This window comes from Paraburkholderia phenazinium, from assembly GCF_900141745.1.
GTDB classification, from domain to species: domain Bacteria; phylum Pseudomonadota; class Gammaproteobacteria; order Burkholderiales; family Burkholderiaceae; genus Paraburkholderia; species Paraburkholderia phenazinium_B.
This window is the reverse complement of record NZ_FSRM01000002.1, coordinates 2,979,712-3,002,841: the sequence shown is the minus strand read 5'-3', so window position 1 is coordinate 3,002,841 and position 23,130 is coordinate 2,979,712. Positions and strand designations below refer to the sequence as shown.

Below are 23,130 nucleotides of genomic sequence, written 5' to 3'. Positions count from 1 at the left end.
GCGTCGGTGAATCGTAAGCTAAGACTGTGCAACGATTATGCACGCCTGCGGCCGCGGGCGTGTGTCAGCCAGACGCTAGACGCCTGGCTGCTCGGCAGATACGTCATTTGCGGCGCTGCACGGTAGCGGCTGCGAGGGCCGCTGCGGCCAGCGCGCAAGCAGCCGAGGCCAGCGCGACTGCGCGCAGCGCTGCGCCGAGCGCGTCCGCCTGTGCGCGGGCAAGCGCGGGTGAATCTGGCGAAGCTGCGGACGCAGACGCCGGTAACGGTTGCGCCGCCCTCGGTGCCGCGTCGTGCGCGCCGGAAGCGCTCGGCGCTGACGAGCCTGCTAAATCCGCACCCGGCTCCAGCAACTGCCCCGCGCGCTGCGCCTCCTGCGGCACATGCAACTGAACCAGCCGCGCTGCTAGCGCCGTGTTATGCGACCACACAAACACAATTCCGAGTACGGCGATCGCCAGCAGACTCGCCACCCGGGCGACCGCGTTGTTGATGCCGGAGGCAACCCCGGTCCGCTCAGCCGATACCGCCGCCATGACCGTCGTCGTCAGCGGCGCAACGGTGATGGTCAGGCCTAGCCCGAGCACGATCATCGCAGGAAAGAAGCCGCTCCAATACTCGCCGCGCACCCACGGCAACGCCAGCATGGCGAAGCCGGCCGCAGCGACGCAGGGTCCCACTGTCAGCAGCGCTCGCGCGCCGTAACGGCGGGTCAGATCGCCGGTGAAGCGCGACAGCAGCCCGATCGTCACCGGCAACGGCAGCAACGCGCCGCCGGCTGCAGTGGCGCTGTATCCGTAAGCGCGAATCAGCGTGAACGGCAGGAAAAACAGCACACCGCCCAGGCCGAAGTACAGCAGCAGCGTCACGAGGTTCGCGCCGACGAAATCGCGCGATTGGAACACGTCGAGCGGCATCATGGGGTTGCGGCTCCTCGCCTCGATCATGACGAAGGCGATCAGCACCACCACGCCCGCGCCGATCAGGCCAAGCACCCGGCGATCCGCGAGCCCGCGCGTGGAGGCTATCGTCAGACCGTAGGTCAGCGCGGCGAGCCCCGCTGCAGCGGCCGCCGCGCCGAGCCAGTCGAGCAGTTTCGGCGCGTCGGTCTTATGACTGTTGGGCACCGCCACAAGCGCGAGTGCCACTGTCGCGCAGGCAATCGGCAGATTCAGAAAGAAGATCGCCCGCCACGAAAACGCGTCGACCAGCCAGCCGCCCGCCACCGGCCCCACCGCCGAGGTGATGGCACCCACCCCCGCCCAGGTGCCGATAGCCTTGCCGCGCTCGTCTACATCGAAGACCGCGCCGATAATCGCCAGACTGCTGGGCACCAGCAACGCTGCGCCGATGCCTTGCACCGCGCGTGCGGCGATCAATGTGGCCGCGTTCGGCGCGAATCCACAGCCGGCCGAGGCCAGCGTAAAAATGACGATACCGGTGATGAAGATGGTGCGCCGTCCGAGCTTGTCACCGAGCGAGCCGCCCACCAGCACGAGCGAACCGAGAAACAGCAGATAGGCATTGACGACCCACTGGATGGCCGCCACGCTCGCTCCGAGTTCCGCCTGGATGGAGGGCAGGGCGACGTTGACCACCGAGCCGTCGATAAACGCCATGCTCGATCCGAGGATGGTGGCCGCCAGAGCGAGCCGCTTGTAGCGGCATGGGCGCCCGGGCGCGGGCGGCTGCGCGCCGATGACGAGTTCGTCGCATGGGCTCGCCTGAGCGGCGACGGGGTGGGCGGTCCGCGCGGGTGTCCGGGAGAGCTGCGGACCGGTCAAGCGGACTCCTGAGAGAATGATCTGCTAGCAGCATAGCAACGCAATGCCGCGGGCGCCAGGCGCCTTGCTCATGTCGCCTGTGAGCGCGACCGCCGGCTCGGGCAGGAGTATTCGTCAGGCGGTTCCGGGCCGACTTCGTTTCATTGCTTGCTGACATGTACGCGTGCCATGATGGTCCTCAACCGGTGCGCGCGGGATCTGTCTTCCTACACCGTTCTACGCCGCCACCAGCAGTTGAAGGCTCGCGTCCTGCGAACCCGTTCGAATGTCCGACCGCCCCATGTGGGTCGTTACACTTCACAAACGGAGAAGCACCATGGCCAAGCAAGCACCGAGTCACGCTCCCGGAGACTCGCCGGAACCGTCGCACGGCGAGGATATCGCCGGCCAGATCGTCCTTGTGCTGCAGGGCGGCGGCGCGCTGGGCGCCTATCAGGCCGGTGTGTACGAAGCACTGCATGAAGCGCACGTCGAACCCGGCTGGGTGATCGGCACTTCGATCGGCGCGATCAACGGCGCGATCATTGCAGGCAATCCGCGCGAGCAACGCATCGACCGGCTCAAGCAGTTCTGGGAGCAGGTGGCCTATCGTGGCAGCGCGACTTCCGGCTGGCTGCCCGTGTTCGACGAGTGGCTGCGCAACCTGTCGATCATGACGCGCGGTATTCCGGCGTTCTTCGCACCGAGTCCGGCCGCGATGTTCGGCATCCACCCCGCGGGCATCATGGAGCCGGCGGCAATCTATTCGACCGTGCCGTTGCGGGAGACGCTCCTCTCGCTGATCGATTTTTCCTACCTGAACAGCAAGGAAACGCGTCTGACGGTCGGCGCCGTAAGCGTCGGCAGCGGACGCATGCGCTATTTCACGAATCGCGATGCGCCGCTCGATGTCGATCATGTGATGGCCTCCGCGGCGTTTCCGCCGGGCTTTCCGTCGGTGCGGCTGGAAGGGGAGAGCTGGTGGGATGGCGGCATCTACTCCAACACACCGCTTGAGGCGGTGCTCGACGACCATCCCCGCAGCGACTCGGTGATTTTCGCCGTGCAGTTGTGGCCGGCACACGGCCGGGAGCCGAAGTCGGTCTGGCAGGCGATGAGCCGGCAACGCGATATCCAGTATTCCAGCCGGTCTGAAAGCCACCTCGAGCGGCAAAAGCAGATTCACCGGCTGCGGCACGTCATTCGTGAACTGGAGCAGTACATCCCCGCCGATCAGCGCGATACCCCGGAGGTCAGAGAACTGCTCGGCTGGGGCTGCGGGACCACCATGCAGGTGATCGAGCTCGACGCGCCGCGTCTCGCGGGCGACGATCTGCACAAGGACATCGATTTCTCAACGAGCGGCATCCAGCGACGCTGGGCCGCCGGCTATGAAAACACCGTCCGGATGCTGGAGAAGGCGCCATGGCGCGAAGCGCCTGACCCGATGGAAGGGATCGCTGTGTACCGCTCCGATCCCGAAGCCGGCCCTGACACGCACTGAAATGCGCGCCGACTACAGCGCAGCGATTCACCCAGACGATTCAATGACTCGAAACCGTGAGCGAGCGCAGTAGGTCCCGCTCACTGTCTTCGTCGTCCTGCGCCGGGGATGCGTCCACGGAGCGCGCGGTGCCATCCTGATTGATGCGGTTGGCGTGCATCAGACGGTACAGCGTGGCGCGCGAGACGCCGAGGTCCGCGGCCGCTTCGGTCAGCTTGTAGCCGTGGCGTTGCAGCGCCTGCACGATCGCATCCTTTTCCGCCTTGCTGCGAATCTCGGCGAGTGTCACAGCCGGCACGTTCGCCGTCTGCGGCAGGCCCAGGTCTGCCGCGGTAATGAAACGGCCCTCGCTCATCACGACCGCCCGGCGTACGCAATTGATCAGCTCGCGGACATTGCCGGGCCATCCATAGCGCGACATGGCCACTACCGCATCGCTCGAAAAACCGCGAATCTTGCGTGCGCCATCCTGCCGGTACATGCTGAGCGCGTAGTTGGCGAGCAGCTTGATGTCGTTGCCACGCTCGCGCAGCGGCGGTTCGATCAGCCGCAGCACACACAGGCGGTGATACAGGTCGGAACGGAAGCGACCGTCTTCGACCGCCTTTTCCAGATCGACGTGGGTCGCCGAGATCACCCGCACGTCCACCTTGATTTCGTTGCTGCCGCCCAGGCGCTCGATGGTGCCTTCCTGCAGGAAGCGCAGCAGCACGGCCTGGCACTCGTGAGGCATGTCGCCGATCTCGTCGAGAAAGAGCGTGCCTTGATGCGCGCTTTCGATCCGGCCGATCTTGCGCTGCACCGCGCCGGTGAAGGCGCCGCGTTCATGGCCGAACAGTTCGGCCTGCAGAAGAGTAGGCGGAATAGCCGCGCAGTTGATCGCGACGAAGGACTGGGCCGAGCGCGGCGAGCGTACGTGGATGGCGCGCGCCGTCAGTTCCTTGCCGGTGCCCGACTCGCCCGCGACAAACACCGGCGCATCGGTAACGGCGCATTTGTCGATGTGGCGGTAGAGCTGCTGCATGGCTTCGCACTGGCCGACCATTTCGTGACGGCCCAGCGAAGCCTCGGGCGTCACGCGCGCCTTGCGCAGGCTCGACAGGCCATGGGCGTGGCCCAACGCGAAAATGAGCCGTTCGTTCAGGCACGGAGTGGTGACAAAATCGAAACAATAATCGAGGATGAAACGGCTGACCGGCTCGTGATCGGCCTGGCCCGGCGCGATCTGCGCGACCCAGTTGGTCTCCACCCGGCGCATGCATGCCTCGAGCGCCGACAAATATTGCGTCGAGCAATCTTCTGGCAGTTCGATCAGGCCGACCTTGATGTTGTCGCGCTCGATCACGCGCTCTGCAAGCGCGGTCGTCTTGGCGTGCACCACCTGCCAGCCGCAGGCGGCCAGAAACCTGGTGAGAATTTCGTCGGGTTTGCTGGAAACGCAGAGCACCGTACGGTCTGCGTCATGCGGCGTTTCAGTCTTGGTCATGTTAACCCCGGTTCGATGCGGCGCTCGCGGTTGCTGGGTCATGCAAGCATGCTTCAGGCCGGATCACCGGCCCGGACAGACCCGTCCCCACGGGACTCTGGATCGCGCGTTGCACTCCACGCGAGGCCGCCAACGAGGCTGGCCGTGCTGACTGGTTGTGGGCGCATCCAAAGGGATCGTGCCCGCAAGCGTCCTGGCGGCTCATTGAGAAATCAATGGCACGCCGATTATTTTGTTCATACGAACGTTTATTGTTCATTTCATTCCCCGGTGATTCGACTGTCGACGTGTTTTCGTCGGTCTCTCTGTATTGCGCTCTATGCGACGCATGGGCCAAAGATAGATCAAAACAATTGCACTTGCCATACGCGCAAATCTGGATACGGCAATTGGGCCGCATCCTTCGACGTGCCATTCGCAGCCCGCGCCGTGGTGCACCAGGCAGCAGGGTCTGCAGATGTCGCGGAAGGCCAGTATAGGCGGCTAGTTGCGAGTTGTGTATCAATTCTGTCTCATTCCTGAGAAAGCCGGAAAGCCTATTCTTGAGAAATTGTTAATTCGTTATGCGGAATGTTTGACCGGACAAATACTTTTATGACCGATCACCTGTTCAATTCGATTACCCGTCAAATCGCGCAAACCTTTGCGCGGTAGAAACTCCCCCGTACCGGTCTGTTTGCCTGGGCCAGTATTGCCGATTGGTTTAAACGGCGAAAAGGCGTGAACGCCTTGATAGAGGCCGTTCCCACGACTTCTTTCAGGCAGGTGGCGCTCGCGCGGGCGAGTCGCCCGAAATGGGTGGAGCTTTGGCGCTTCGCGTCACGCGAAGTGATCGGCCTGTCACGGACCATCCAACGGACAGTGCCTGGAACGCTCCATTCAGGCAAATTGGACCGTTCGGTTAACAGCTTACCCCGCCCGGCGACTGTCTCACAATTGAGACACTTTGGACTTCGTGCGGTACCGCACATAACGGCCGCCGATCGCGTTTTGTGAATCGCCTGTGACGATCCCAGTAAGCGCTGCATGGCCTGTACCAAGCGTTGCAGCGCAACCGCCGTGCGCGGCAGTCAGGGCTTACCGATGCGGCGACGCGCACTCCGCAAATTTTGCGTTGCTGGCGAGTCGCAGCACTGAAACAGTTTCGGCGCGGACCTCCTCAAAGCGGCCATGCCAGTTGGATGCGCCGCCCGCCAGGCCAGTTGGCATAACGCTTTGCGAACCTCTGGCACGGTAGTCGCTATATGTCCTGCGCCGGACCGCAACGCAGCAGCAGGAAGATCAGGCGGCACGGTGCAGAACAGGTGGCGCGGGGAAGCACAGGCACGGCGCAGAGAGGACCGGCAGTGCGAGAAAAATAAAGCAGGGTGAAGCAGCAGGCAGCGTGAAGACGCACAGGGAAGACAACAAAAACAGGCGGTACGGCCGACCCCCGATCAACAGGGGGCGGCGCAGTAAAAGTAGCAGGACGCGATGGGGCCAACCAGAAAAAACAAGCCTTCATAGAAAGGCTTTATAAGCTGGGTTTTACTACGGGCGGATCAACAGCCTGATCGGCAGTCACCGGATGGGGGCGGGTGTTCCCCCGCCGGTGCAGACCGGTTGCATCGACGCTCCGCGGGGACGGCAATTGCCGGGCGGCAGATCGGATCAACACGATCGCTGTGGGGGAACGGAGCGTTTGATTGCGGTGCGATTCGACGCCGGCGTTGATACTTGCTCATCTTTCTTTTTTTCAGCGGACATCGCAGTGTGATGACGGCGCTTCCGCCTGATTCCGCCTGGTGTTCCTGTTTGTTCGAGTGTGGCTAGCGCAATCCTGCCAGGCGGCAACATAAGGAGTGCGACATGAAAAATACAAAATGGATGGGGACATTGGCAATTGCCGCTGCCGGCGCGCTTTTTGGTGCGCTCTGTGCAGTGCGCGGGATGCCCTCGCAAGCCGCGCCAGCAGCAAAAATCGCCGTGGCCGCGGTAGATATCGACGTCGGGCAGCGTCTTGCGCCGCGTTATATCAAACTGGTCGATTCGCCCACGGGCAAGATCCCGGTCGGCTCGTTTAGCGACCCAAACAAACTCGATGGCCGTATCCTCGCCGAAAGCATGGAGCGGGGCGAATCGCTGATTGAACGGCGGCTTCAACCCGCCCGTTAACCTCTCCTTATTCCCGACCTTCTTCAATCGTCCATAGCGGATCCCACTGTGGCTTGCACATGATGTAAGAACTCTTATATCATGTTCGAACTCATACATCTTGTGGGTGGGCTGGCAGCTTGGCTGGTTCGCCGCATCGTTAATCCAGGGAGATTCCCGCTATGGCCGATTGTCTCTTTCTGGCCGGTGCGACCGGGGCGATCGGGCGCCGCGTCGCGCCGCTGTTCGTCGCCGCCGGCTGGCGCGTCGTGGGCACCACGCGCTCGTCGGACAAGGCGCCCATGCTGCGCGAGTGGGGGGTGGAACCGGTTGTCGTCGATGTGTTCGACGCGGCCGCGTTGCGCGCCGCGCTCGAGGCCGTTCGGCCCCAGGTCGTCATGCATCAGCTTACCGACCTCCCGCCTGGTCTCGACCCGGCCAGAATGGCCGAGGCGTCGCAGCGCAACGCCCGCATCCGCGATGAAGGCACACGCAACCTGGTCGCCGCGGCAGTCGCGGCGGACGTCCGGCGCATCGTCGCGCAGAGTATCGGCTTCGCCTATGCGGTTGGCCCGTTGCCACACAGCGAGGACGATCCGCTGGACAGTGACTTCGACGGTCCACGCGGCGTCTCGCTGCGTGGCGTCGCCAGCCTCGAGCGGCAGGTGCTGCAGGCGCCGCTGGAAGCCGTCGTGCTGCGCTACGGCCGGCTTTACGGCCCTGGCACCGGATTCGATGCGGCGGCGGGCGGCGCTCCCGTCCACGTCGACGCAGCAGCACGCGCCGCCGAGCTGGCCGTGTTGCGCGGGAAGACCGGCATCTACAACATTGCCGAAGACGACGGCATGCTCGCCTGCGACAGGGCGAAACGCGAGCTGGGATGGAGCGCCGACTGGAGGGGCGGACAATGACAACGGAACCCGGGCAGCGTGACCCAAACCTGGAAATCCGCTACGTGGATGACCCGGAAGACGCGGCGGCATGCTACGCATTGATGCTTGAATTGCGGCCGCACCTCGCATCCTGCGAAGAATTCCTCGAGCGCTGGCGGCGTCAGGTGGCCGTCGGTTATCGTCTGCTTGCACTGTGGCAAGGCGCAAAGCCGGTGGCGTTGGCCGGTTTTCGGGTGCAGGACAATCTGGTCCACGGTCCGCATTTTTACGTGGACGATCTGGTGACGGAAGCAGCAGCGCGCAGCGCGGGATACGGCGAGTTGCTGATGGATCGTCTGAAGGCTGAAGGCCGTGCGCTGGGTTGCTCAAAGCTGGTACTGGATACGCCGCTCACCAATACACTCGGCCATCGTTTCTATTACCGTCAGGGGCTGCTCGCCACGGCGTTGCGCTTCAATACCGCGCTTTGAGGGGAACAGTATCAATGAGTGTTCTGTTGCACATCAGTGCGAGTCCGCGTGGACTTGCATCGCATAGCCGCAGAGTGGGGCGGCAGTTTATCGGGCATTTGCAAACCATGGATGGACCGCCGCTGCAGATCGTCGAGCGCGATCTGGCGGCGCAGCCGTTGCCATATCCGGATTGCTCGTTCGTCGATGCCATGCTGACTCCTGAAATGCAACGCACCGCTGATCAAACGCAGGCGTTATCACTTTCGGAGAAGCTGATTGATGAGTTGGAGTGTGCCGATACGCTGCTCATCGACACGCCCATGCATAACTTCACGGTGCCCGCTGCGCTCAAGACGTGGATCGATCATGTGGTGCGGATTGGCCGAACCTTTCGCAGCACGCGCGAAGGGAAGGTGGGACTGCTACGCGATCGGCCCGTGTTTATCGTGATTGCTTGCGGTGGTCCTGTACCGGAACCGCCCACTGCAACCGGTCAGGTGGATTTCCTTACCCCTTATCTGCGCTATGTGCTGGCAACGATCGGACTACGAAACGTGTCGGTATTGCGTTTGACCGGCCTCTCGCGCGGTGAAACAGCACTTGCGCAGGCCGATGCGGACGCCGCCGGGTGGATTGAGGCGGCGACTGCCGACTGGAAGCGCACGACATGGAGTGCCGCGACATAAAGCGGAGCGATTCAACGCTGGCGTCGGGAAATATGACGCCACCCGCTACGCGATATCTGCAAATTCTGCCGCTTTATGTCGCCGATTTGAATTGCATGTGAATCTCGTACGGCGAACGTGCGGGGCGCCCCGCTTAAACCCCGGAAAATCGAACAAATACTATACACGGCCGGTCGCGCTCATTTAAAATCCGCTCATTCGTGAATATGAGCGGCACATAATGCTTATGCAATTCACATAAATTTAACGATTCATCGGGCGGCGTGAAATCGTTATCTTTCTGCTTCAGATAAATCCGTGCTGGACAAGGGTGCGCATCGGCAGGATGCCTTCGCGCAGGGGCTGATTTGGCTGTAGGACGCAGGTATGGCAGCGCATGCGGGTGAATGCCGCCACTGGCGTATGAATCCGCCGGAGTTCGGCCACCGCCTGCAGTGTTTGAGAAATCCCTGAAAGTCAGACCTGGCGGCAATATTTTTATGGGCATGTGCGCCCAGAGTGGGCTAACGCGTGGCCAATGCAGGTATGAAGACAGCTTATGCAGGATTCGATTATTTGATCGGGTTTTAAACAAGGAGTAGCGATGAGTTGGCGTGATCGTTTTAATCATAATGAAGCCACGGAGCAATTGGCTCTGCCAGGTTTGCGTCAATTGGCTGCCGTGATGGCCGCGTGTTTCGTGCTGGCGGCTTGCAGCACCACCAACGATTCTGCCAGCGAGGCCGCTGCGAAGGCCGCAGCCGCGTCGGTCGGAGAACTGGCGAAGGGCACGGTGATTCCGGTCGGCAATGTGCCGGCGGGTCTCGACATCAGCGCCGACAGCAAATGGCTTTACGCAACCAGCAATGGCGACAACACGCTGGCGGTGGTCGATCTGGCTAACCGCAACGTGGCGAAGACCATCGACGGCCATGCGCCCGCCAAGACCTCGGACGATTGCCAGGATAACTTCTGCCGCGGCGTCGGCGCGGTTGGGGTTGCCGTGGACGCGAATGGCCGCCGTGCTTATGTGACCTCGTTGCGTCCCGACTCGCTGGTGTTCGTCGATCTGGAGAAAGGCCGCATCGTGCGCACGGTCCGCGCCCAGCGCTTTCCGCAGAATATCGTGCTCTCCGCGGATGGTCGCCGCGCGTATGTGTTCAATGTCGTCTCCAATACGGTTTCGGCGTTCGAGACCGCTAACGGCCGCCCGTTCGGCCGCTTCGATCTGAAGGGCGGCGACGCGCGTGACGAGCCGTTCGGTCGGCCGGTGGGTCTGGTGCTGTCCGCGGACGGCAAGCGCCTGTTCGCGACCGACGGCGTGGCGGGCACGGTCGAAGTATTCAGCACGGTGAACCGCAAGCTGATCGGCACCATCGATGCGTCCAGCCCGCTTGATCTGCAAATCGACCCGCACAGCGGCAATCTGCTGGTGCTGTCACGCGACGGCATTGTCGAATACGACGCGCAAACGCTGAAGCCGGCGAACACGCTGCATTTTTGCGGCACGCCGACGGCTTATCATTTCGCGCTGAGCCCGGACGGCAGCACGCTGGCAGTGTCGTTTCCGCAAGACGGCGCGGTGGCGACTATTGCGCGTGATAGCGGCAAGGTGAGCGGCGGCTACGCAACGGGCAACAATCCGGAAGCGTTGCGCTACACACCGGACGGCGCGACGCTGGCGGTCGTCTCGGACGGTGGTGTGGTGCTGTTCGACGCCTCGGATCGCAGTGGTGCGCGAGCGTATGTCGCCAAGCACGGCGAACTGTTCTGCCCGGCTGCGGCTGGCTAAGTCAGGTTAAGGCAGGTTAAGCCACGTTAAGGCAGGACACTGTCTCGCTATGATTGCGGCGTGATCACCTGTTGATCACGTCGCAAACGAGTTCTCAGAAGATCACCATACCGACACACCCGCCGCAGCAATCGCAAAGCGGTGCTGCGTACCCTGATGCAACCGTGTGTCTTCGCTAGCGATATTGAAATACGCCCCGCCAATCTCCACGCGGATATAGCGCTCGCCGCGGCGCAGTTCGATGGCGTCCACGTTGCCAATGTGGGGACCGTCGGGCGTCGCCACCAGCGCGTGCGACGACACGCGCCACATCACCCGCCGGCCCGCTTCGATCGAGCGCTCGTTCGTTTTCACCGCAAGGCCGTCGCCAATTTCGAGCACACCCGCTTCGCGCATGATCCCTTCGCCCACGTTGTGCAGACCGAGCAGTTCGGCCACGCGCATCGTCGCCGGCTGTTCATAGACCGCATCGAGTGCGCCCGCCTGTAGCACACGTCCCTGCTCGATCACGAGGACTTCGTCGGCAAGCAGCGCAGCCTCGTCGGGATCGTGTGTGACGATGACCGTCACCGCCGCAATCTCCCGCTGCAACGCACGCAGCGACTGTTGCAAACGCCGGCGGCGCGGCGTGTCGAGCGCGGCGAACGGTTCGTCGAACAGCAGCAACTGGCTGTGGCGCGTCAAGGCCCTTGCGAGTGCCACACGTTGACGCTGACCGAACGACAGTTGATGCGGCAGCCGCCCAACCAGCGCGGCAAGACCCAGATGCTCGAGCCAGTAGCGGGCGCTGGCGGCGTCGGCATCGACGGGAAAGGCCAGTTGTTGGGCCACCGTCATATGCGGGAACAGACCGTAGTCCTGCGGCATATAGCCAATCTGGCGCTGCTCTGGCGGCAACGCGTCCAGTTCCGCCGTGCCGAGGCGCACCGTGCCGCGCTCGTTGCGCTCGAGTCCCGCTATCAATCGCAGCGCAAGAGACTTCCCGGAACCCGACGGGCCGATGACGGCAAGGCGCCGGGTCACCGGTGTCCATGCAATGTCGAGATCGAACGTGCCGAGATGGCGTTTCAGTTCGAAGGCGAGTTGAAGCGGAGCGGCTTCGGCAGCCGGCATTGAAGTCACGGGATGAAGCGCGGCTTCGTCGCCGCTTTCCGCTCGTGGATCGATGCCGTTTTGCCGCCTGCTGTACAGCGACAGCGCGGCGCATACAACCGCAATCGTCAAGGTGGGCAAGAGGAGCGGCATCATGGCCGGCAGCCCCTGGCCGCCGAATACCACATAGGTATAGACCGGCAACGAATAGGGGTGATACGCCACCATCACGGTGGCGCCGAATTCACCGAACGCCCGCAGCCACGACAGCGCAAGACCCGCGCGAATCGCCGGCCACGCCACTGGCAGCGTGACGCGGAAAAAGCGGCTGCCGGCGTGATGGCCGAGCGTCGCGGCGACGTCGTCGAAGACCGGATCGACGGCAGCAAATGCGGACTTGGCAGCGATGATCAGGAACGGCGCAGCGACGAAAGTCTCCGCGAGCACGATGCCGGTAAACGAATCGGTCAAGGCGCCGCCGGTCAGACTGCCGACCCAGCTATACGGTCCAAGCAGGAACAGCAGCAGCACGCCGCTCGTGAGCGGCGGCAGCGCGAGCGGCAATTGCACGATGAAGCCGAGCACCGCCGCCTTGCGCGAGTTCGAGCGGGCGAGAAAGTAACCCAGCGGCACCCCGCCGATCAGGATCACGAGCGCGGCGACGCTGGCGCTCCCCGCGGAAATCGCCACCGCCGACCACGTGGCATGCCAGTCGACGCTGGCCCAGTCGGCTGCGCCGAGCTGGGGCACACTGGCGACGAACGGTGCGCAAAGATAGACGGCCAGCAGCGCAGCCAGCCAGACAAGCGGCTTGGCCGCGACGCGCTTCATCGCGACGTTATTGCGCCGCGTCGATCACGGCTTGCACCGACGGCGGGATAGCCTGGCCATTGCCGGTCACAGCGGGTTTGATCACATCGACGCCATGCTGCTTCAGCAACGCGCGGCCTTCGGCGCTCAGCAGGAAGTCGACAAAACGCACGGCGCCTGCGCTGTTCGGGGCGTCGTTCAGGATGGTCAGCGTGTAGGCTGCTTTCGCCTTCAACTCGGGAGCCGGCTGGAACGCGGGAATCTTCAGATCCGACGTTTCGGTCGAGTAGAAGAAGCCGGCGTCGAGCTGGCCCGATTGCAGCCGGCCGACGAGCGTTTCCTCAGGCAATACCTGCTCGGGATTGTCCGGCGCACCGAGCGTCTTCTCGACGAGGTCCGGTTGATGGTACAGATCCGCGGCCTTGGTCATCATCTCGACCGTGAACGCACCCTTCGGATCGAGCTTCGGATCCGTGCGGCCGATGCGGATACCCGGCTCCTGCAGCACCTGGTCCCAGCGCTTCGTCTTGAAGTCGGCGGCGAACTTGCTCTTCGGGTTGTAGCCGATCATCAGCGGCGACTCGGCGAAATTGACGTACCAGCTCACGTGGTCGCCGTTATCGGCGCCCATCAGGCTCTGATTGACCTTGGGACTCGCGCTGATAAACACATCACCGCGGCGCAGCTTGCCCTTGATTTCATTGGCGATCTTGTTCGAGCCCGCCGCGTAGCCGCGAAACTGCAGGCCGGTGGATTTCTCGAAGGCGGGGCCGACGCTGCGCTCCATCAGGTTGACCAGCGAACCTGCGTATAGCACGTTGACGGTGTTGTCCTGGGCGAAGCTGGGGGTGGCGGCCGCCAGGCCGGCGACTACCGTGAACGATGCAAGCAGCTTGCGAATCATGCCATTTCCCGTAGCGTTATGAAGATCGCTATATTACGACGCGACGGCGCGCCGTGGATTGAAACCCCCACTAGCGGAGCATAGACCGCGCGATATATCCGGTATGCCGTGGGGCCAACTGCCGCGCTGGGCGGCCTGCGGCGTAATATATGCGAAAATATTGCGCTTCGGGTGTTTCAACCACTTGACGCGGCGTGCGGCGAATCGCTGCATCTTTGCCTGGCTGCGCGGCCCAATTCGTTGCGGAGGATCTGCAAGCATGGACTCGATGAATCTGACTGTAGAGCTTCCGGAACAGGCGCTTGCCAGCGTTTTCGCGCTGACCGGTCACGTGCTGCAGCCGTTGTCGTTGACGCTCGAGCAACTCAGAAGCTACGACAGCATGCTGGCCGCGCCTTTCGATCTACGCTGCTTTACGACCAACCGCTATATTCGCCGCGTTGGCCGCTATCGGGGTGTCAGTCTGACCGCGCTTATCAAGCAGGCCTGTCTGCGCAACGATTCGCCCGGCGATTTCAAGCGGATGGTGTTCGTCGCGGCGGCGCAGGACGGTTACGCCGTGACCTTCTCGTGGCATGAACTGTTCAACACGCCGGTGGGCGAGAGCGCGCTGATCGCGTATGAATGCGACGGTGAACCGCTGAGTGCTGAAGACGGTGCGCCGATCCTGTTTTCCGGCGCCGACATCATGGCGGCGCCGCGACACGTCAAGCGGCTCAAACGGATTGATGTGCAGTTGCTGCGTCCGTTGTAATGGTTTGGAAAGCTGTGCGGATGCATCAATGGCTCGAGGCGGCGATCGACCCACGTTCTTTCGATGCCCGTCTGTTCGCCAAACTGATCGCTGCCCGCGAAGTGCGTGGGGAGTGGGCGCTGCTAGGCCTCTCTCCGGCACAGTGGAGCGGGCTCATTGGCCGTCACTTCCGGTTCACGCCGGTCGCGCCCGATCTGACCGGTTTAAGCCGGTTCTCCGGCGTTGCCGCAGCGGTCGCTGTCGCCGCATTAGCAGTGGACACCCACGAGCATGTCGAATTTGCCACCGCAATGCGCGCATTGATGCTGCAGTACGCGAGCCCAGCCGTGCTGCCCGACGATGCCCAATGTCTCGCAACGATCATCGCGCACGCATGCTTGCGACCCGATCACCTGTGGCGCGACCTCGGACTGACTGGGCGCGACGAAGTCTCGGCGATGCTCGAGCGGTATTTCCCGTCGCTGGCCGCGCTCAATGTGGAGAATCTGCGCTGGAAAAAATTTCTGGCCCAGCAACTTGCCTTGTCGCTTGGACAGGAGCCCGGTCCTGCACCGGGTTGTCCCGGTTGCGAGGATTACCGGTTTTGCTTTCCTCGCGCGTCTTGAGGTCATCCCCTGGCTGGACAGATGCGGCTCTATCCCGATGCCGCTTCGCAATCGGCTTCGTGTATGCTTTCGCGCATGGCTGAATCTGCTAAAAATCCTTCTATGCCGGCGAAAACGACCGGTATAAAACCCGGCGCTAAAGCCGCCACAAGGGCGGGTAGCCGGGCCGGCACTCGCGTGGCCTCCAAGGCTGACTCCAAAGCCGGCGCCAAGGCCGGCACCCAGGTCCGCAACAAGGCACGGCCCGAGGTTCGCTTCCGGATGCGCATTCGCAAGGGCGAGACCGTCGCACTTGGACCGGGCAAAGTCGAACTGCTTGAAGCGGTGCGCGAACACGGCTCGATCTCGGCCGCGGCGCGCAGCCTCGATATGTCATACCGGCGCGCCTGGCTGCTGATCGACGAGCTGAACCGGTCGCTGAAGTCTCCCGCAACGGTTTCAGAGCAGGGCGGCCAAAGCGGCGGCGGTTGTGTCCTCACCGAGGTCGGCGAGAGCATCGTGCGCCTCTATCGCGATGTCGAAGCGCAAGCCGAACAGGCCTGCGCCACGCAGATCGGCGATCTGATCCGCTTGATGCGACTTTGAATTGCCGAAGTGGCGTGGAGTCTTCCTTGGGGCGCCGGCTAACACGCTCCGGCTAACCCATCTTCAGCCATGCCGCAGGCAAAACGCCGAAGGCGGGCGTGAGTTCGGTGCCGCGCTTTGCAGGTCACCGCGGTCGGTATGCAGACGCGTAATCAGGTCGATAAAACTGGCAACGCTCGCCGTTCGCAGCGGGTGGTAGTCCACCTGATGACGCTCGCACACGCGCTTGAGCATGTTCATCGAATCGTGATCGATGCAATCCACCGGAAACACCACGAGGTCGGCGCCCGGCAATGCCGCGGCGAGCAGACCCTTGCGATCTTCCACCCCACCGTCGTGCACGACGAGTTCGCCACCCGCGGAGCTCACCAGCGCCTTGAGCGCCGAATTCGAGCCGGGCCGTCCGCCCACGTACACCACGCGTTTGCCATGTATGCCGGCAAGTCTCGCGCGACGCGCGTCCGGTTCATCGAGCGCGTCGAGCGTGGCCCGCTCGAGCGCGTGACATTCTGACTGCACGGCCTTTAGCAACGCCAGCGCCTGATCGCGGCTCTCGCGTAGCGCCTCGGCCGTTCCTTGTTCCTGCAGCGCGCGCTGTTCCGCGGCTTCCCGGCGGCTGGTGTGCAGCGCGAGACGCTCGTTCGCTTCGGCAAGCTTCTCCTCCAGCGCTTTCACTTTTTCCGCGAGACTAGCGATGTCGACGGGTAGTTGGGGGCGTGCTTGCGCGCCTAGTTTGACAACCTGTTCGCTTAGCTGCGCGACTGTTGCGTCCCGCTGCGTGCTGATCTCGTGCAGGCGGTTCTGTTGCCGTTCCACCTTGTCGCGAAGCGCGGCGTTTTCCTCTTCGAGCACCACCAGCCGGCGAATATCCGCACGATTGGCCGCGCCAACCAGATGCGACAGCATGTGCAGTTCGCCGAAAGCCGCCTGGCGCACCGGCATCGTTGCGTACGGATGGGTCATCAGTGCCCAGTAGGCGGGCGGAATGTCGCCGTTCTTGAGCGACTCGTTCCAGAGCGCGAGCAATGCCTCTTCGTCGCGCGCCTGATCGAAGCGCCGGAGTGCGCCGGCATAGCGTTCGTCGAGCGCCTTGTGGAGCGCCTTGCTGCCTGCGCCGCCCGCAATCGCGAGTTCGACCGCGGCATGGTGAATCTCGAGGTCGCTCGCGTGCTGACGGTCGAGATCGGTGAACTTGGGTACCAGCTTGCGCAATTCGTGCGTCGTGAGGCAGGTGCCGATCACGGAGCAATGCAGATGCGGGTCCAGTTCGGTCAGCTTTGTGCGCCGCTTCGAGGTGGCGAGCTGCCCGGGCGACGGCGGCGCGCAGCAGGCGTCGGCCACGCGCAGGCGAGCGCCGGCGCCGTCGTCGGCACGGTTTGCGTCGGCGGTTCGGGCGAGGCGAAACGGGGGAGCTTGCATGATGACCTCGAATCCGGTTCCGGTGTCAGGGCTCGCCGGCGAAGTTCACCGGATAATGTCGAGTCCGCCACCTTCAGTTTCTCTAGCGAAATATACCATCGAATATAACGGTGGGCGTTTGACGGGTCGGCTGCAGGGCACCCTATCAGCCTGCCGACGACACGACTAAAGACGCCCGGGCGTGCTGCTCCAGCACATGTTCGACGCACAGGCCGACGAAGGTCGCATCGAGGCGCTCGAGCGCAGCGGCAACTTTGCGCAGCGCGGCGTGGTCGTTGCTTTGGGCGTCGGAGAAAATCGCGTCGCGCAGTTGCTCAGCCGAACGGGCTTCCTCGATCGCGGCTCTGAGTTCTTCAAGACGGCCAAAATTGCTCATCTTGCCTTGCTCGCCGAGGATGGCGAGAAGCTGGCTAAACGAGTGTGAGCCCGAGTTGCCGGCCGCAGGAAAACTGTCCTGGCCGTCGGCGAACATCTGTACGAAGCGCAATACGCTGCCATAGAGACGCCTGAAGGCATCGACGACATCGCGGATCAACTCGGCGCGCCCGCGATCGGTGGCGGATTTCAACGCCGTGATCGTGGTTGAAAAGCTCTTCGCGGTCCGGCCGGGATGTTCCGGCGATTCGGACAGGGTGGATCGACTGCGCACCAATCTTGGCTCCAGGTTGCCGGTTACGGTTTGTGGTGCAGCGGGTTGGCGGGGGTGTTGAGTTTGGGAACCACAGAGCACGCGCGCCATTCGTTACCTACCGCTGTATTCCATAGGATATAACGAATGTCGCGACGATATCCAGTTCCTCGACCACCCGCGAGCAGCAAAGATGCCTCGCGACCTTGGCGATCCAGTGGATGTGACGCAGACCGAGTTGTCGTCTGCATTACCAAATAGATTAATTATTCTGTCAGTCTGTGGCAATGACAGGAAATAGCAGCACGGCTAGGATGGGGTCCGTTTGGCGTTAGTCCAGCTATCGATTTACCTATCGACCCACCTATGCCTATGTCCCAGACTCGCGACGCGCTGCGTCCTCAAACAACCAATGAGCCGGTCTCGCCTGCGCCGGCGGGCCTCCCCCGCAACGCAGGCTTTGTGCTTGGCACCACCTCCGCAATCTGCGCGCTGATCGTGCTCGATACCAATGTGGTCGCGGTCTCGTTACCGTCCATTGCCCGCTCGTTCCACGCAAGCTTTGCCGATGTGGAATGGGTCGTCAGCGCCTATATGGTCGCCTTCGCGGCGTGTCTGCTTCCGGCGGGCGGCCTGGCCGACCGGTTCGGCCGCAAACGCATGCTGCTGCTTGGGCTCGCCGTGTTCTTTCTGGCGTCGCTCGGCTGCGGCCTCGCGCCGTCGGCATTGCTGCTGAATATTGCCCGCGCCGTGAAGGGCGTGGGCGCGGCGATGCTGGTGACTGCGGCGCTCGCCGTGATCGCCAATACGTTTCATGAGGGTCCCGAGCGCGTGCGTGCCTGGGCGGTGTGGGGCACCTGCATGGGACTGGCGACGACCGTGGCGCCGCTGGTGGGTGGCGTCATTACGCAATGGCTCGGCTGGCGCTGGATCTTTCTGCTGAATCTGCCGGTCTGCACGGTGTTGATTGTGTGCGCGTGGCGTGCGATCCAGGACTCACGCAACCCCGAAGCCGGACCTATCGATGTAGCGGGCAGCCTGTTGTTTGGCGTCGGACTGGCGGTGGCTATCTGGGCGTTGATCGCGGCACCGTCGGCGGGTTGGACGAGCGGCTCGACCGGCGTGAAACTATCGGCGGCGGCGCTGCTGTTTGTGGCCTTCGTTCAACTGCAGCGCGTGCGTCGACATGCGATGGTGGACCTTGCGCTGTTCCGTCAGCCGCGCTTCGTGGCCGCGGTTCTCGCCATGTTTGGCTATGCGGCATGCGCGCAGGTCATGATGACCTTTCTGCCGCTTTATCTGCAGAACGCCTTTGGGCTACCGGCCATCGCGGCGGGCGTGGGCATGCTGCCGTTTGCGCTTGCCATGGTGGTGGGGCCGTATGTCGGCGCGGTGTTGTCCCGGCGTCTCTCGGCTATGGCGATGCTCAGCACGGGCTTGCTTTTGATCGGCGCGGGCAATCTTCTGACTGCTCTGGTTGCAGGCGAGGCGCGTTATGGCCTGGTGGCGATCGGAATGGTGGTGACGGGCCTCGGCGCGGGCGTTCTTAACGGCGACACGCAAAAGGCCATCATGGCGTGCGTTCCGCCGAACCGTACCGGCATGGCATCAGGTATCAGTACGACCACGCGCTTTACCGCCATCGTGACGTCGGTCGGCGTGCTCGGTGCAGTGCTGGCTGCGCGCACCCAGTCCGCGTTTTATGCGCGGCCTGAGTTGACTCCCGCGCTCCGAAGCGCACTCGACGCGGGCTTTCTGTCGCGTGTATTGGCCGGTGATGCGGCTGGGGCGAGCGCACACCTGCCGCCGGCGATGAGCGCGCCGCTCGCGGCTGCTGCTCATGCCAGCTTTGCCAGCGGTTTTGCATCATCGCTCTATCTTGCTGCTGCGGTTGCGGCGGGGATCGCGCTGGCGGTGTACTTGCTGGCGGGTCGAGCAAGCCGCGCGGCGGCGGGTCGGGTTCGAGGCCATAACGTCCAGGCTGGCAGCTAGCCGCTCGTCTCACCCAGGGCAATGACCCAGACCCGGAGCCGGAGACGGCGGCGGTTTGAATGGCACAATATGACACGAACGCAGCGGTTCGTTCGCGCGTGACATTGAGACAGGCCGGCCATAAGGAGAAGGTCGATGGCACCATCCGCTTTGCTACGGGAACAATACCAACGATGAGTCATCCCAATACCAACAGCGAGTTGATCGGGCGCTTCTATCAAGCTTTCCAGAAGCAGGACGCCGAAGCGATGGGCGCATGCTACGCCGATGACGTGGTCTTCAGCGACCCCGTGTTCGGCGAGTTACGCGGCGAGCAGGCGCGCGATATGTGGCGCATGCTGGTCGCGCGGGCCCAGGATTTTTCCCTGACGTTCGACGCCGTCACCGCAGATGAGCGTACCGGTCGTGCGCACTGGGTGGCGCGTTATCTTTTCAGTCAGACTGGCCGCGAGGTGGAGAACCGGATTCAGGCGCAATTCGTGTTTAGGGACGGGCGCATCGTCGAGCATCGCGACAGCTTCGATCTTTGGCGGTGGTCGCGGCAGGCATTGGGACTCAAGGGCGCCTTGCTCGGCTGGACGCCCTTCGTGCAAGGGGCAATACGGGCGCAGGCGAAGAAAGGCCTCGATGCTTATCGGAGCAAGCGCGGCTGAGTCCGGGCACGACGTTGACCCTGATCCGAATGGCCTGTCCACCTGGCCTACTTGCGTGAGATTGGCGGGTTGATGCAGTATCTCGTTGAGAGCGAGCGTTGCGTGTGAGCGGAAATTCGCCGCCTACCCGCGCGCCGAATAAACCCGAACAAACAATACCAAGGGACGAGTACTTATGCCTGTCGTGGATGCGGCCTGGGAAGATTGGCTGGCCACCAATGCGAAGCGTGGCTGTACCGTGGATTCCATGGTCGCAGCCATGATGGGGGCGGGTTTCGATCAGTTCTCCGCTAGCAGCGCGGTGCAGCGCGCGGTGAGCTCCGCAAATATTGGCGGTGTGGTCACCGCAACGGCTAATGCCGCGGGCGCCGTGGGCGTGGCAAGCGGATCGAACGGAACAAACGGCCCGAGTGCCTTCGGCTGCGCTGATCAGGCAAGAACACCGGGCGGCATCGTGGCAACCGCAGGCACCGAGGCGAGCCTCGTCAAAGCGGTACAAGGCACGTACCAGTACGATGCATTACCCGTGGCAAGCGGCAATCTGATCCGCGCGTACGATCGCGATGTGAAGGTGGTGATGCGTTGCGAGCGGCCACAAGTGGTCGTCTTTGCCGACGTGCTTTCGCCTGAAGAGTGCACCGAGATGATGGAGCGTTCGCGGCATCGTCTCAAACGCTCGACTACGGTCAATCCGGACACCGGGCAAGAAGACGTGATCCGCAATCGCACCAGCGAGGGTATCTGGTTTCAACGCGGCGAGGACGCGCTCATCGAGCGTCTCGACCAGCGGATTTCCAGCGTGATGAACTGGCCGGTGGAGAACGGCGAGGGACTGCAGATTCTGCATTACAACACCAGCGGCGAATACCGTCCGCATTTCGACTATTTTCCGCCCGATCAACCGGGCAGCGCGGTGCATACCGCACGCGGCGGCCAGCGTGTGGCGACGCTAATCGTTTATCTCAACGACGTGCCGGATGGTGGCGAGACCATTTTCCCTGAGGCAGGTTTATCGGTTACCGGCAGGCAGGGTGGGGCGGTGTACTTCCGTTATCTGAACGGCTTGCGGCAACTCGATCCGCTGACCTTGCATGGCGGCGCGCCCGTGTTGGGCGGCGACAAATGGATCATGACGAAGTGGATGCGGGAGCGCGAGTACGCTTAGGGGACTCGCTTTCCCGCTTTCCCGTCCCCCGTTGCTTTACCCCGCCTGCAGCGCCTTGCTGCGCTCGTCGTCCGCCACTTCGCGCAGCACTGCATCGAAGAAATGCGCTTGCGCATCAGCATCCGAACGGGCATACGCACGATTGATGCCGCTGATTACGGCGCGGATCGAAGCGGTAATCAGATTCGCATCGATGCCCACGCCGAACGCGCTGCCCACTACCTGCGCACCGGCCATTTCGGCAATCGCGATTGCCTTCGCGTCCGCGCCCTGAGTAAGCGCACGTTCTTCGTAGTGCTGGATCCGCACAGGGGTGCGCAGCGCATGCATCAACGCGTCGAGCGGGCCGTTGCCTTCGCCTGCCAGCACGGTGCGCTTACCGGCTATCTCCACCGTCAGCTTGATGCGCTCGCGCCCGCCGTCTTCTGACAGCGCATGGCCGATGTAACGCAGCGGCGTTTCACCGCGCACGTATTCATCCTGGAACACTTCCCAGATCTGCTGTGCGGTGACTTCCTGACCGCTATCGTCGGTGAGTTGCTGGACGGCCGAGCTGAAGTCGACCTGCAGTCGCCGCGGCAGCACAACGCCATGTGTCTGTTCGAGCAGGTAAGCAATACCGCCTTTACCGGACTGGCTGTTGACCCGGATGATCGAATCGTAAGTGCGGCCCAGATCGCGCGGGTCGATCGGCAGATAAGGCATTTCCCACAGCGCGTCATCCTTCTGCACGGCGAAGCCTTTCTTGATCGCATCCTGGTGCGATCCCGAGAAGGCGGTGAACACCAGATCGCCGACATACGGGTGACGCGGATGCACCGGCAATTGCGTGCATTCCTCGGCGGTGCGCGCGACTTCGTTGATGTGCGAGAAATCGAGTCCCGGGTCGACGCCCTGGGTGTAAAGATTGATCGCCAGCGTCACGAGGTCGACGTTGCCGGTGCGCTCACCATTACCGAAGAGACAACCTTCGACGCGGTCGGCACCGGCCATGACGGCCAGTTCAGCCGCGGCGACTGCGGTGCCGCGATCGTTGTGCGGGTGAACCGAAAGCAGCAGCGAGTCGCGCCGCGCCAGGTTGCGGTGCATCCACTCGATCTGGTCCGCGTAGAAATTCGGCGTGCCGACTTCCACCGTGGCCGGCAGGTTGACGATGGCTTTGCGCTCGGGCGTCGGCTGCCAGACATCGAACACGGCATCGCACACTTCCTTGGCGAAATCGAGTTCGGTGGCGGTGAAGGTCTCCGGGCTGTACTGCAGCGTGAAAGCCGTCTCCGGGGTGGCATCCACGAGACGCTTCATGGTGCGTGCCGCGTTCACGGCCAGTTGCTTGACACCGTTACGGTCGAGCCCGAATACGATCTTGCGGAATTCCGGCGCGGTGGCGTTATACAGATGCACGATCGCACGCGGCACGCCGCGCAGAGATTCGAAGGTGCGCTCGATCAGGTCGTCGCGCGCCTGGGTCAACACTTCGATCGTGACGTCATCCGGAATGTGGCCGCCCTCGATCAGTTCGCGTACGAAATTGAAGTCGGTTTCGGACGCCGATGGAAACGCCACTTCGATTTCCTTGAAGCCAATCTGCACCAGCGTCTTGAACATGCGCATCTTGCGTTGCGCGTTCATCGGCTCGAACAGCGCCTGATTGCCGTCGCGCAGGTCGGTGCTCATCCAGATCGGCGGGCGCGTGATGGTGCGCGACGGCCAGGTGCGATCCGGCAAGTTGACGGGGGTGAACGGGCGGTACTTGGTAGCAGGATTTTTCAGCATGATGGGCTCGTGGGTTCGAAAAACGGGAGACGCAAAGGAACGGGACGAAGCACGGCCGCCGGT

19 protein-coding genes are annotated in these 23,130 nt (G+C 62.9%); 12 read left to right on the top strand and 7 right to left on the bottom strand.

Translation table 11 applies throughout. The features are described from left to right. Window positions 1-103: 103 nt before the first annotated feature. The gene (locus BUS06_RS33235; protein ID WP_074268513.1) at window positions 104-1,783 is read right to left on the bottom strand and encodes an MFS transporter; all 1,680 of its coding nucleotides are present in this window, start codon (window positions 1,781-1,783) and stop codon (window positions 104-106) included. A gap of 316 nt (window positions 1,784-2,099) precedes the next feature. Here BUS06_RS33235 and BUS06_RS33230 point away from each other — a divergent pair, with 316 nt between their 5' ends. Further along, entirely contained in the window at window positions 2,100-3,266 is a 1,167-nt protein-coding gene (locus tag BUS06_RS33230) for a DUF3734 domain-containing protein (protein ID WP_074268512.1), read from the top strand. A 40-nt stretch (window positions 3,267-3,306) separates the two neighbouring features. On the opposite strand, the gene BUS06_RS33225 is transcribed toward BUS06_RS33230, so the two are convergent. Beyond that, complete coding sequence (locus BUS06_RS33225) at window positions 3,307-4,752, bottom strand: sigma-54-dependent transcriptional regulator (protein WP_074268511.1); 1,446 nt, start codon at window positions 4,750-4,752, stop codon at window positions 3,307-3,309. A 1,848-nt stretch (window positions 4,753-6,600) separates the two neighbouring features. Here BUS06_RS33225 and BUS06_RS33220 point away from each other — a divergent pair. The 5 genes from BUS06_RS33220 (at window position 6,601) to BUS06_RS33200 (ending at window position 10,687) form a co-directional block, all read left to right on the top strand. Further along, entirely contained in the window at window positions 6,601-6,906 is a 306-nt protein-coding gene (locus BUS06_RS33220) for an SAF domain-containing protein (protein WP_074268510.1), read from the top strand. A 161-nt stretch (window positions 6,907-7,067) separates the two neighbouring features. Beyond that, entirely contained in the window at window positions 7,068-7,796 is a 729-nt protein-coding gene (locus BUS06_RS33215; RefSeq protein ID WP_074268509.1) for an NAD-dependent epimerase/dehydratase family protein, read from the top strand. Further along, on the top strand, window positions 7,793-8,248 hold the full coding sequence (locus tag BUS06_RS33210) for a GNAT family N-acetyltransferase (RefSeq protein WP_074268508.1): 456 nt from the start codon (window positions 7,793-7,795) through the stop codon (window positions 8,246-8,248). The genes BUS06_RS33215 and BUS06_RS33210 overlap by 4 nt, the downstream gene beginning before the upstream one ends. Before the next feature lie 14 nt (window positions 8,249-8,262). Further along, a complete protein-coding gene (locus tag BUS06_RS33205) occupies window positions 8,263-8,916 on the top strand; it encodes an FMN-dependent NADH-azoreductase (protein ID WP_074268507.1) in 654 nt (217 codons plus the stop codon). A gap of 583 nt (window positions 8,917-9,499) precedes the next feature. Further along, window positions 9,500-10,687, top strand: coding sequence for a YncE family protein (locus tag BUS06_RS33200; protein WP_074268506.1), 1,188 nt, complete (start codon window positions 9,500-9,502; stop codon window positions 10,685-10,687). A gap of 102 nt (window positions 10,688-10,789) precedes the next feature. Here the strand turns inward: BUS06_RS33200 and BUS06_RS33195 are convergent, their stop codons facing one another. Continuing rightward, window positions 10,790-12,610 carry an ABC transporter ATP-binding protein/permease gene (locus BUS06_RS33195; RefSeq protein ID WP_074268505.1) on the bottom strand — a complete coding sequence of 607 codons (1,821 nt, stop codon included), beginning with the start codon at window positions 12,608-12,610 and terminating at the stop codon, window positions 10,790-10,792. Between the two features lie 7 nt (window positions 12,611-12,617). After that, complete coding sequence (locus BUS06_RS33190; RefSeq protein WP_074268504.1) at window positions 12,618-13,493, bottom strand: extracellular solute-binding protein; 876 nt, start codon at window positions 13,491-13,493, stop codon at window positions 12,618-12,620. Between the two features lie 259 nt (window positions 13,494-13,752). Here BUS06_RS33190 and BUS06_RS33185 point away from each other — a divergent pair, with 259 nt between their 5' ends. From BUS06_RS33185 to BUS06_RS33175, 3 genes are all read left to right on the top strand, one after another. Continuing rightward, window positions 13,753-14,247: a molybdopterin-dependent oxidoreductase gene (locus BUS06_RS33185; RefSeq protein WP_143787694.1), complete on the top strand. Its 495-nt coding sequence runs from the start codon at window positions 13,753-13,755 to the stop codon at window positions 14,245-14,247. Next, window positions 14,247-14,852: a nitrogen fixation protein NifQ gene (locus BUS06_RS33180; RefSeq protein ID WP_074268503.1), complete on the top strand. Its 606-nt coding sequence runs from the start codon at window positions 14,247-14,249 to the stop codon at window positions 14,850-14,852. Before BUS06_RS33185 ends, BUS06_RS33180 begins: the two co-directional genes overlap by 1 nt. Before the next feature lie 261 nt (window positions 14,853-15,113). Beyond that, window positions 15,114-15,437, top strand: a complete 324-nt coding sequence (locus BUS06_RS33175) for a winged helix-turn-helix domain-containing protein (RefSeq protein WP_074269460.1) — start codon at window positions 15,114-15,116, stop codon at window positions 15,435-15,437. Window positions 15,438-15,500: 63 nt separating this feature from the next. Here BUS06_RS33175 and BUS06_RS33170 read toward each other — a convergent pair whose 3' ends face one another. Both BUS06_RS33170 and BUS06_RS33165 read right to left on the bottom strand, forming a co-directional pair. Beyond that, window positions 15,501-16,856 (bottom strand): DUF2325 domain-containing protein, encoded by a 1,356-nt coding sequence (locus tag BUS06_RS33170; protein WP_074268502.1) that lies wholly within the window; start codon window positions 16,854-16,856, stop codon window positions 15,501-15,503. A gap of 145 nt (window positions 16,857-17,001) precedes the next feature. Next, on the bottom strand, window positions 17,002-17,595 hold the full coding sequence (locus BUS06_RS33165) for a hypothetical protein (RefSeq protein WP_254369034.1): 594 nt from the start codon (window positions 17,593-17,595) through the stop codon (window positions 17,002-17,004). 255 nt (window positions 17,596-17,850) lie between these two features. Here BUS06_RS33165 and BUS06_RS33160 point away from each other — a divergent pair, with 255 nt between their 5' ends. The 3 genes from BUS06_RS33160 (at window position 17,851) to BUS06_RS33150 (ending at window position 21,294) form a co-directional block, all read left to right on the top strand. Then, window positions 17,851-19,476 (top strand): MFS transporter, encoded by a 1,626-nt coding sequence (locus tag BUS06_RS33160; RefSeq protein ID WP_083611713.1) that lies wholly within the window; start codon window positions 17,851-17,853, stop codon window positions 19,474-19,476. Between the two features lie 173 nt (window positions 19,477-19,649). Next, complete coding sequence (locus BUS06_RS33155) at window positions 19,650-20,129, top strand: nuclear transport factor 2 family protein (protein WP_074269457.1); 480 nt, start codon at window positions 19,650-19,652, stop codon at window positions 20,127-20,129. Between the two features lie 175 nt (window positions 20,130-20,304). Next, complete coding sequence (locus tag BUS06_RS33150) at window positions 20,305-21,294, top strand: 2OG-Fe(II) oxygenase (protein ID WP_074268501.1); 990 nt, start codon at window positions 20,305-20,307, stop codon at window positions 21,292-21,294. A 36-nt stretch (window positions 21,295-21,330) separates the two neighbouring features. On the opposite strand, the gene leuA is transcribed toward BUS06_RS33150, so the two are convergent. Continuing rightward, window positions 21,331-23,067 carry a 2-isopropylmalate synthase gene (leuA, locus tag BUS06_RS33145; RefSeq protein WP_074268500.1) on the bottom strand — a complete coding sequence of 579 codons (1,737 nt, stop codon included), beginning with the start codon at window positions 23,065-23,067 and terminating at the stop codon, window positions 21,331-21,333. Between the last annotated feature and the right edge of the window lie 63 nt (window positions 23,068-23,130).

Coding starts and splice junctions, on each gene's coding strand:
- BUS06_RS33230 (WP_074268512.1), top strand. CDS start 2,100: ATGGCCAAGCAAGCACCGAGTCACGCTCCCGGAGACTCGCCGGAACCG.
- BUS06_RS33225 (WP_074268511.1), bottom strand. CDS start 4,752: ATGACCAAGACTGAAACGCCGCATGACGCAGACCGTACGGTGCTCTGC.
- BUS06_RS33220 (WP_074268510.1), top strand. CDS start 6,601: ATGAAAAATACAAAATGGATGGGGACATTGGCAATTGCCGCTGCCGGC.
- BUS06_RS33215 (WP_074268509.1), top strand. CDS start 7,068: ATGGCCGATTGTCTCTTTCTGGCCGGTGCGACCGGGGCGATCGGGCGC.
- BUS06_RS33210 (WP_074268508.1), top strand. CDS start 7,793: ATGACAACGGAACCCGGGCAGCGTGACCCAAACCTGGAAATCCGCTAC.
- BUS06_RS33205 (WP_074268507.1), top strand. CDS start 8,263: ATGAGTGTTCTGTTGCACATCAGTGCGAGTCCGCGTGGACTTGCATCG.
- BUS06_RS33200 (WP_074268506.1), top strand. CDS start 9,500: ATGAGTTGGCGTGATCGTTTTAATCATAATGAAGCCACGGAGCAATTG.
- BUS06_RS33195 (WP_074268505.1), bottom strand. CDS start 12,610: ATGAAGCGCGTCGCGGCCAAGCCGCTTGTCTGGCTGGCTGCGCTGCTG.
- BUS06_RS33190 (WP_074268504.1), bottom strand. CDS start 13,493: ATGATTCGCAAGCTGCTTGCATCGTTCACGGTAGTCGCCGGCCTGGCG.
- BUS06_RS33185 (WP_143787694.1), top strand. CDS start 13,753: ATGGACTCGATGAATCTGACTGTAGAGCTTCCGGAACAGGCGCTTGCC.
- BUS06_RS33180 (WP_074268503.1), top strand. CDS start 14,247: ATGGTTTGGAAAGCTGTGCGGATGCATCAATGGCTCGAGGCGGCGATC.
- BUS06_RS33175 (WP_074269460.1), top strand. CDS start 15,114: ATGCGCATTCGCAAGGGCGAGACCGTCGCACTTGGACCGGGCAAAGTC.
- BUS06_RS33170 (WP_074268502.1), bottom strand. CDS start 16,856: ATGCAAGCTCCCCCGTTTCGCCTCGCCCGAACCGCCGACGCAAACCGT.
- BUS06_RS33165 (WP_254369034.1), bottom strand. CDS start 17,595: ATGGCGCGCGTGCTCTGTGGTTCCCAAACTCAACACCCCCGCCAACCC.
- BUS06_RS33160 (WP_083611713.1), top strand. CDS start 17,851: ATGCCTATGTCCCAGACTCGCGACGCGCTGCGTCCTCAAACAACCAAT.
- BUS06_RS33155 (WP_074269457.1), top strand. CDS start 19,650: ATGAGTCATCCCAATACCAACAGCGAGTTGATCGGGCGCTTCTATCAA.
- BUS06_RS33150 (WP_074268501.1), top strand. CDS start 20,305: ATGCCTGTCGTGGATGCGGCCTGGGAAGATTGGCTGGCCACCAATGCG.
- leuA (WP_074268500.1), bottom strand. CDS start 23,067: ATGCTGAAAAATCCTGCTACCAAGTACCGCCCGTTCACCCCCGTCAAC.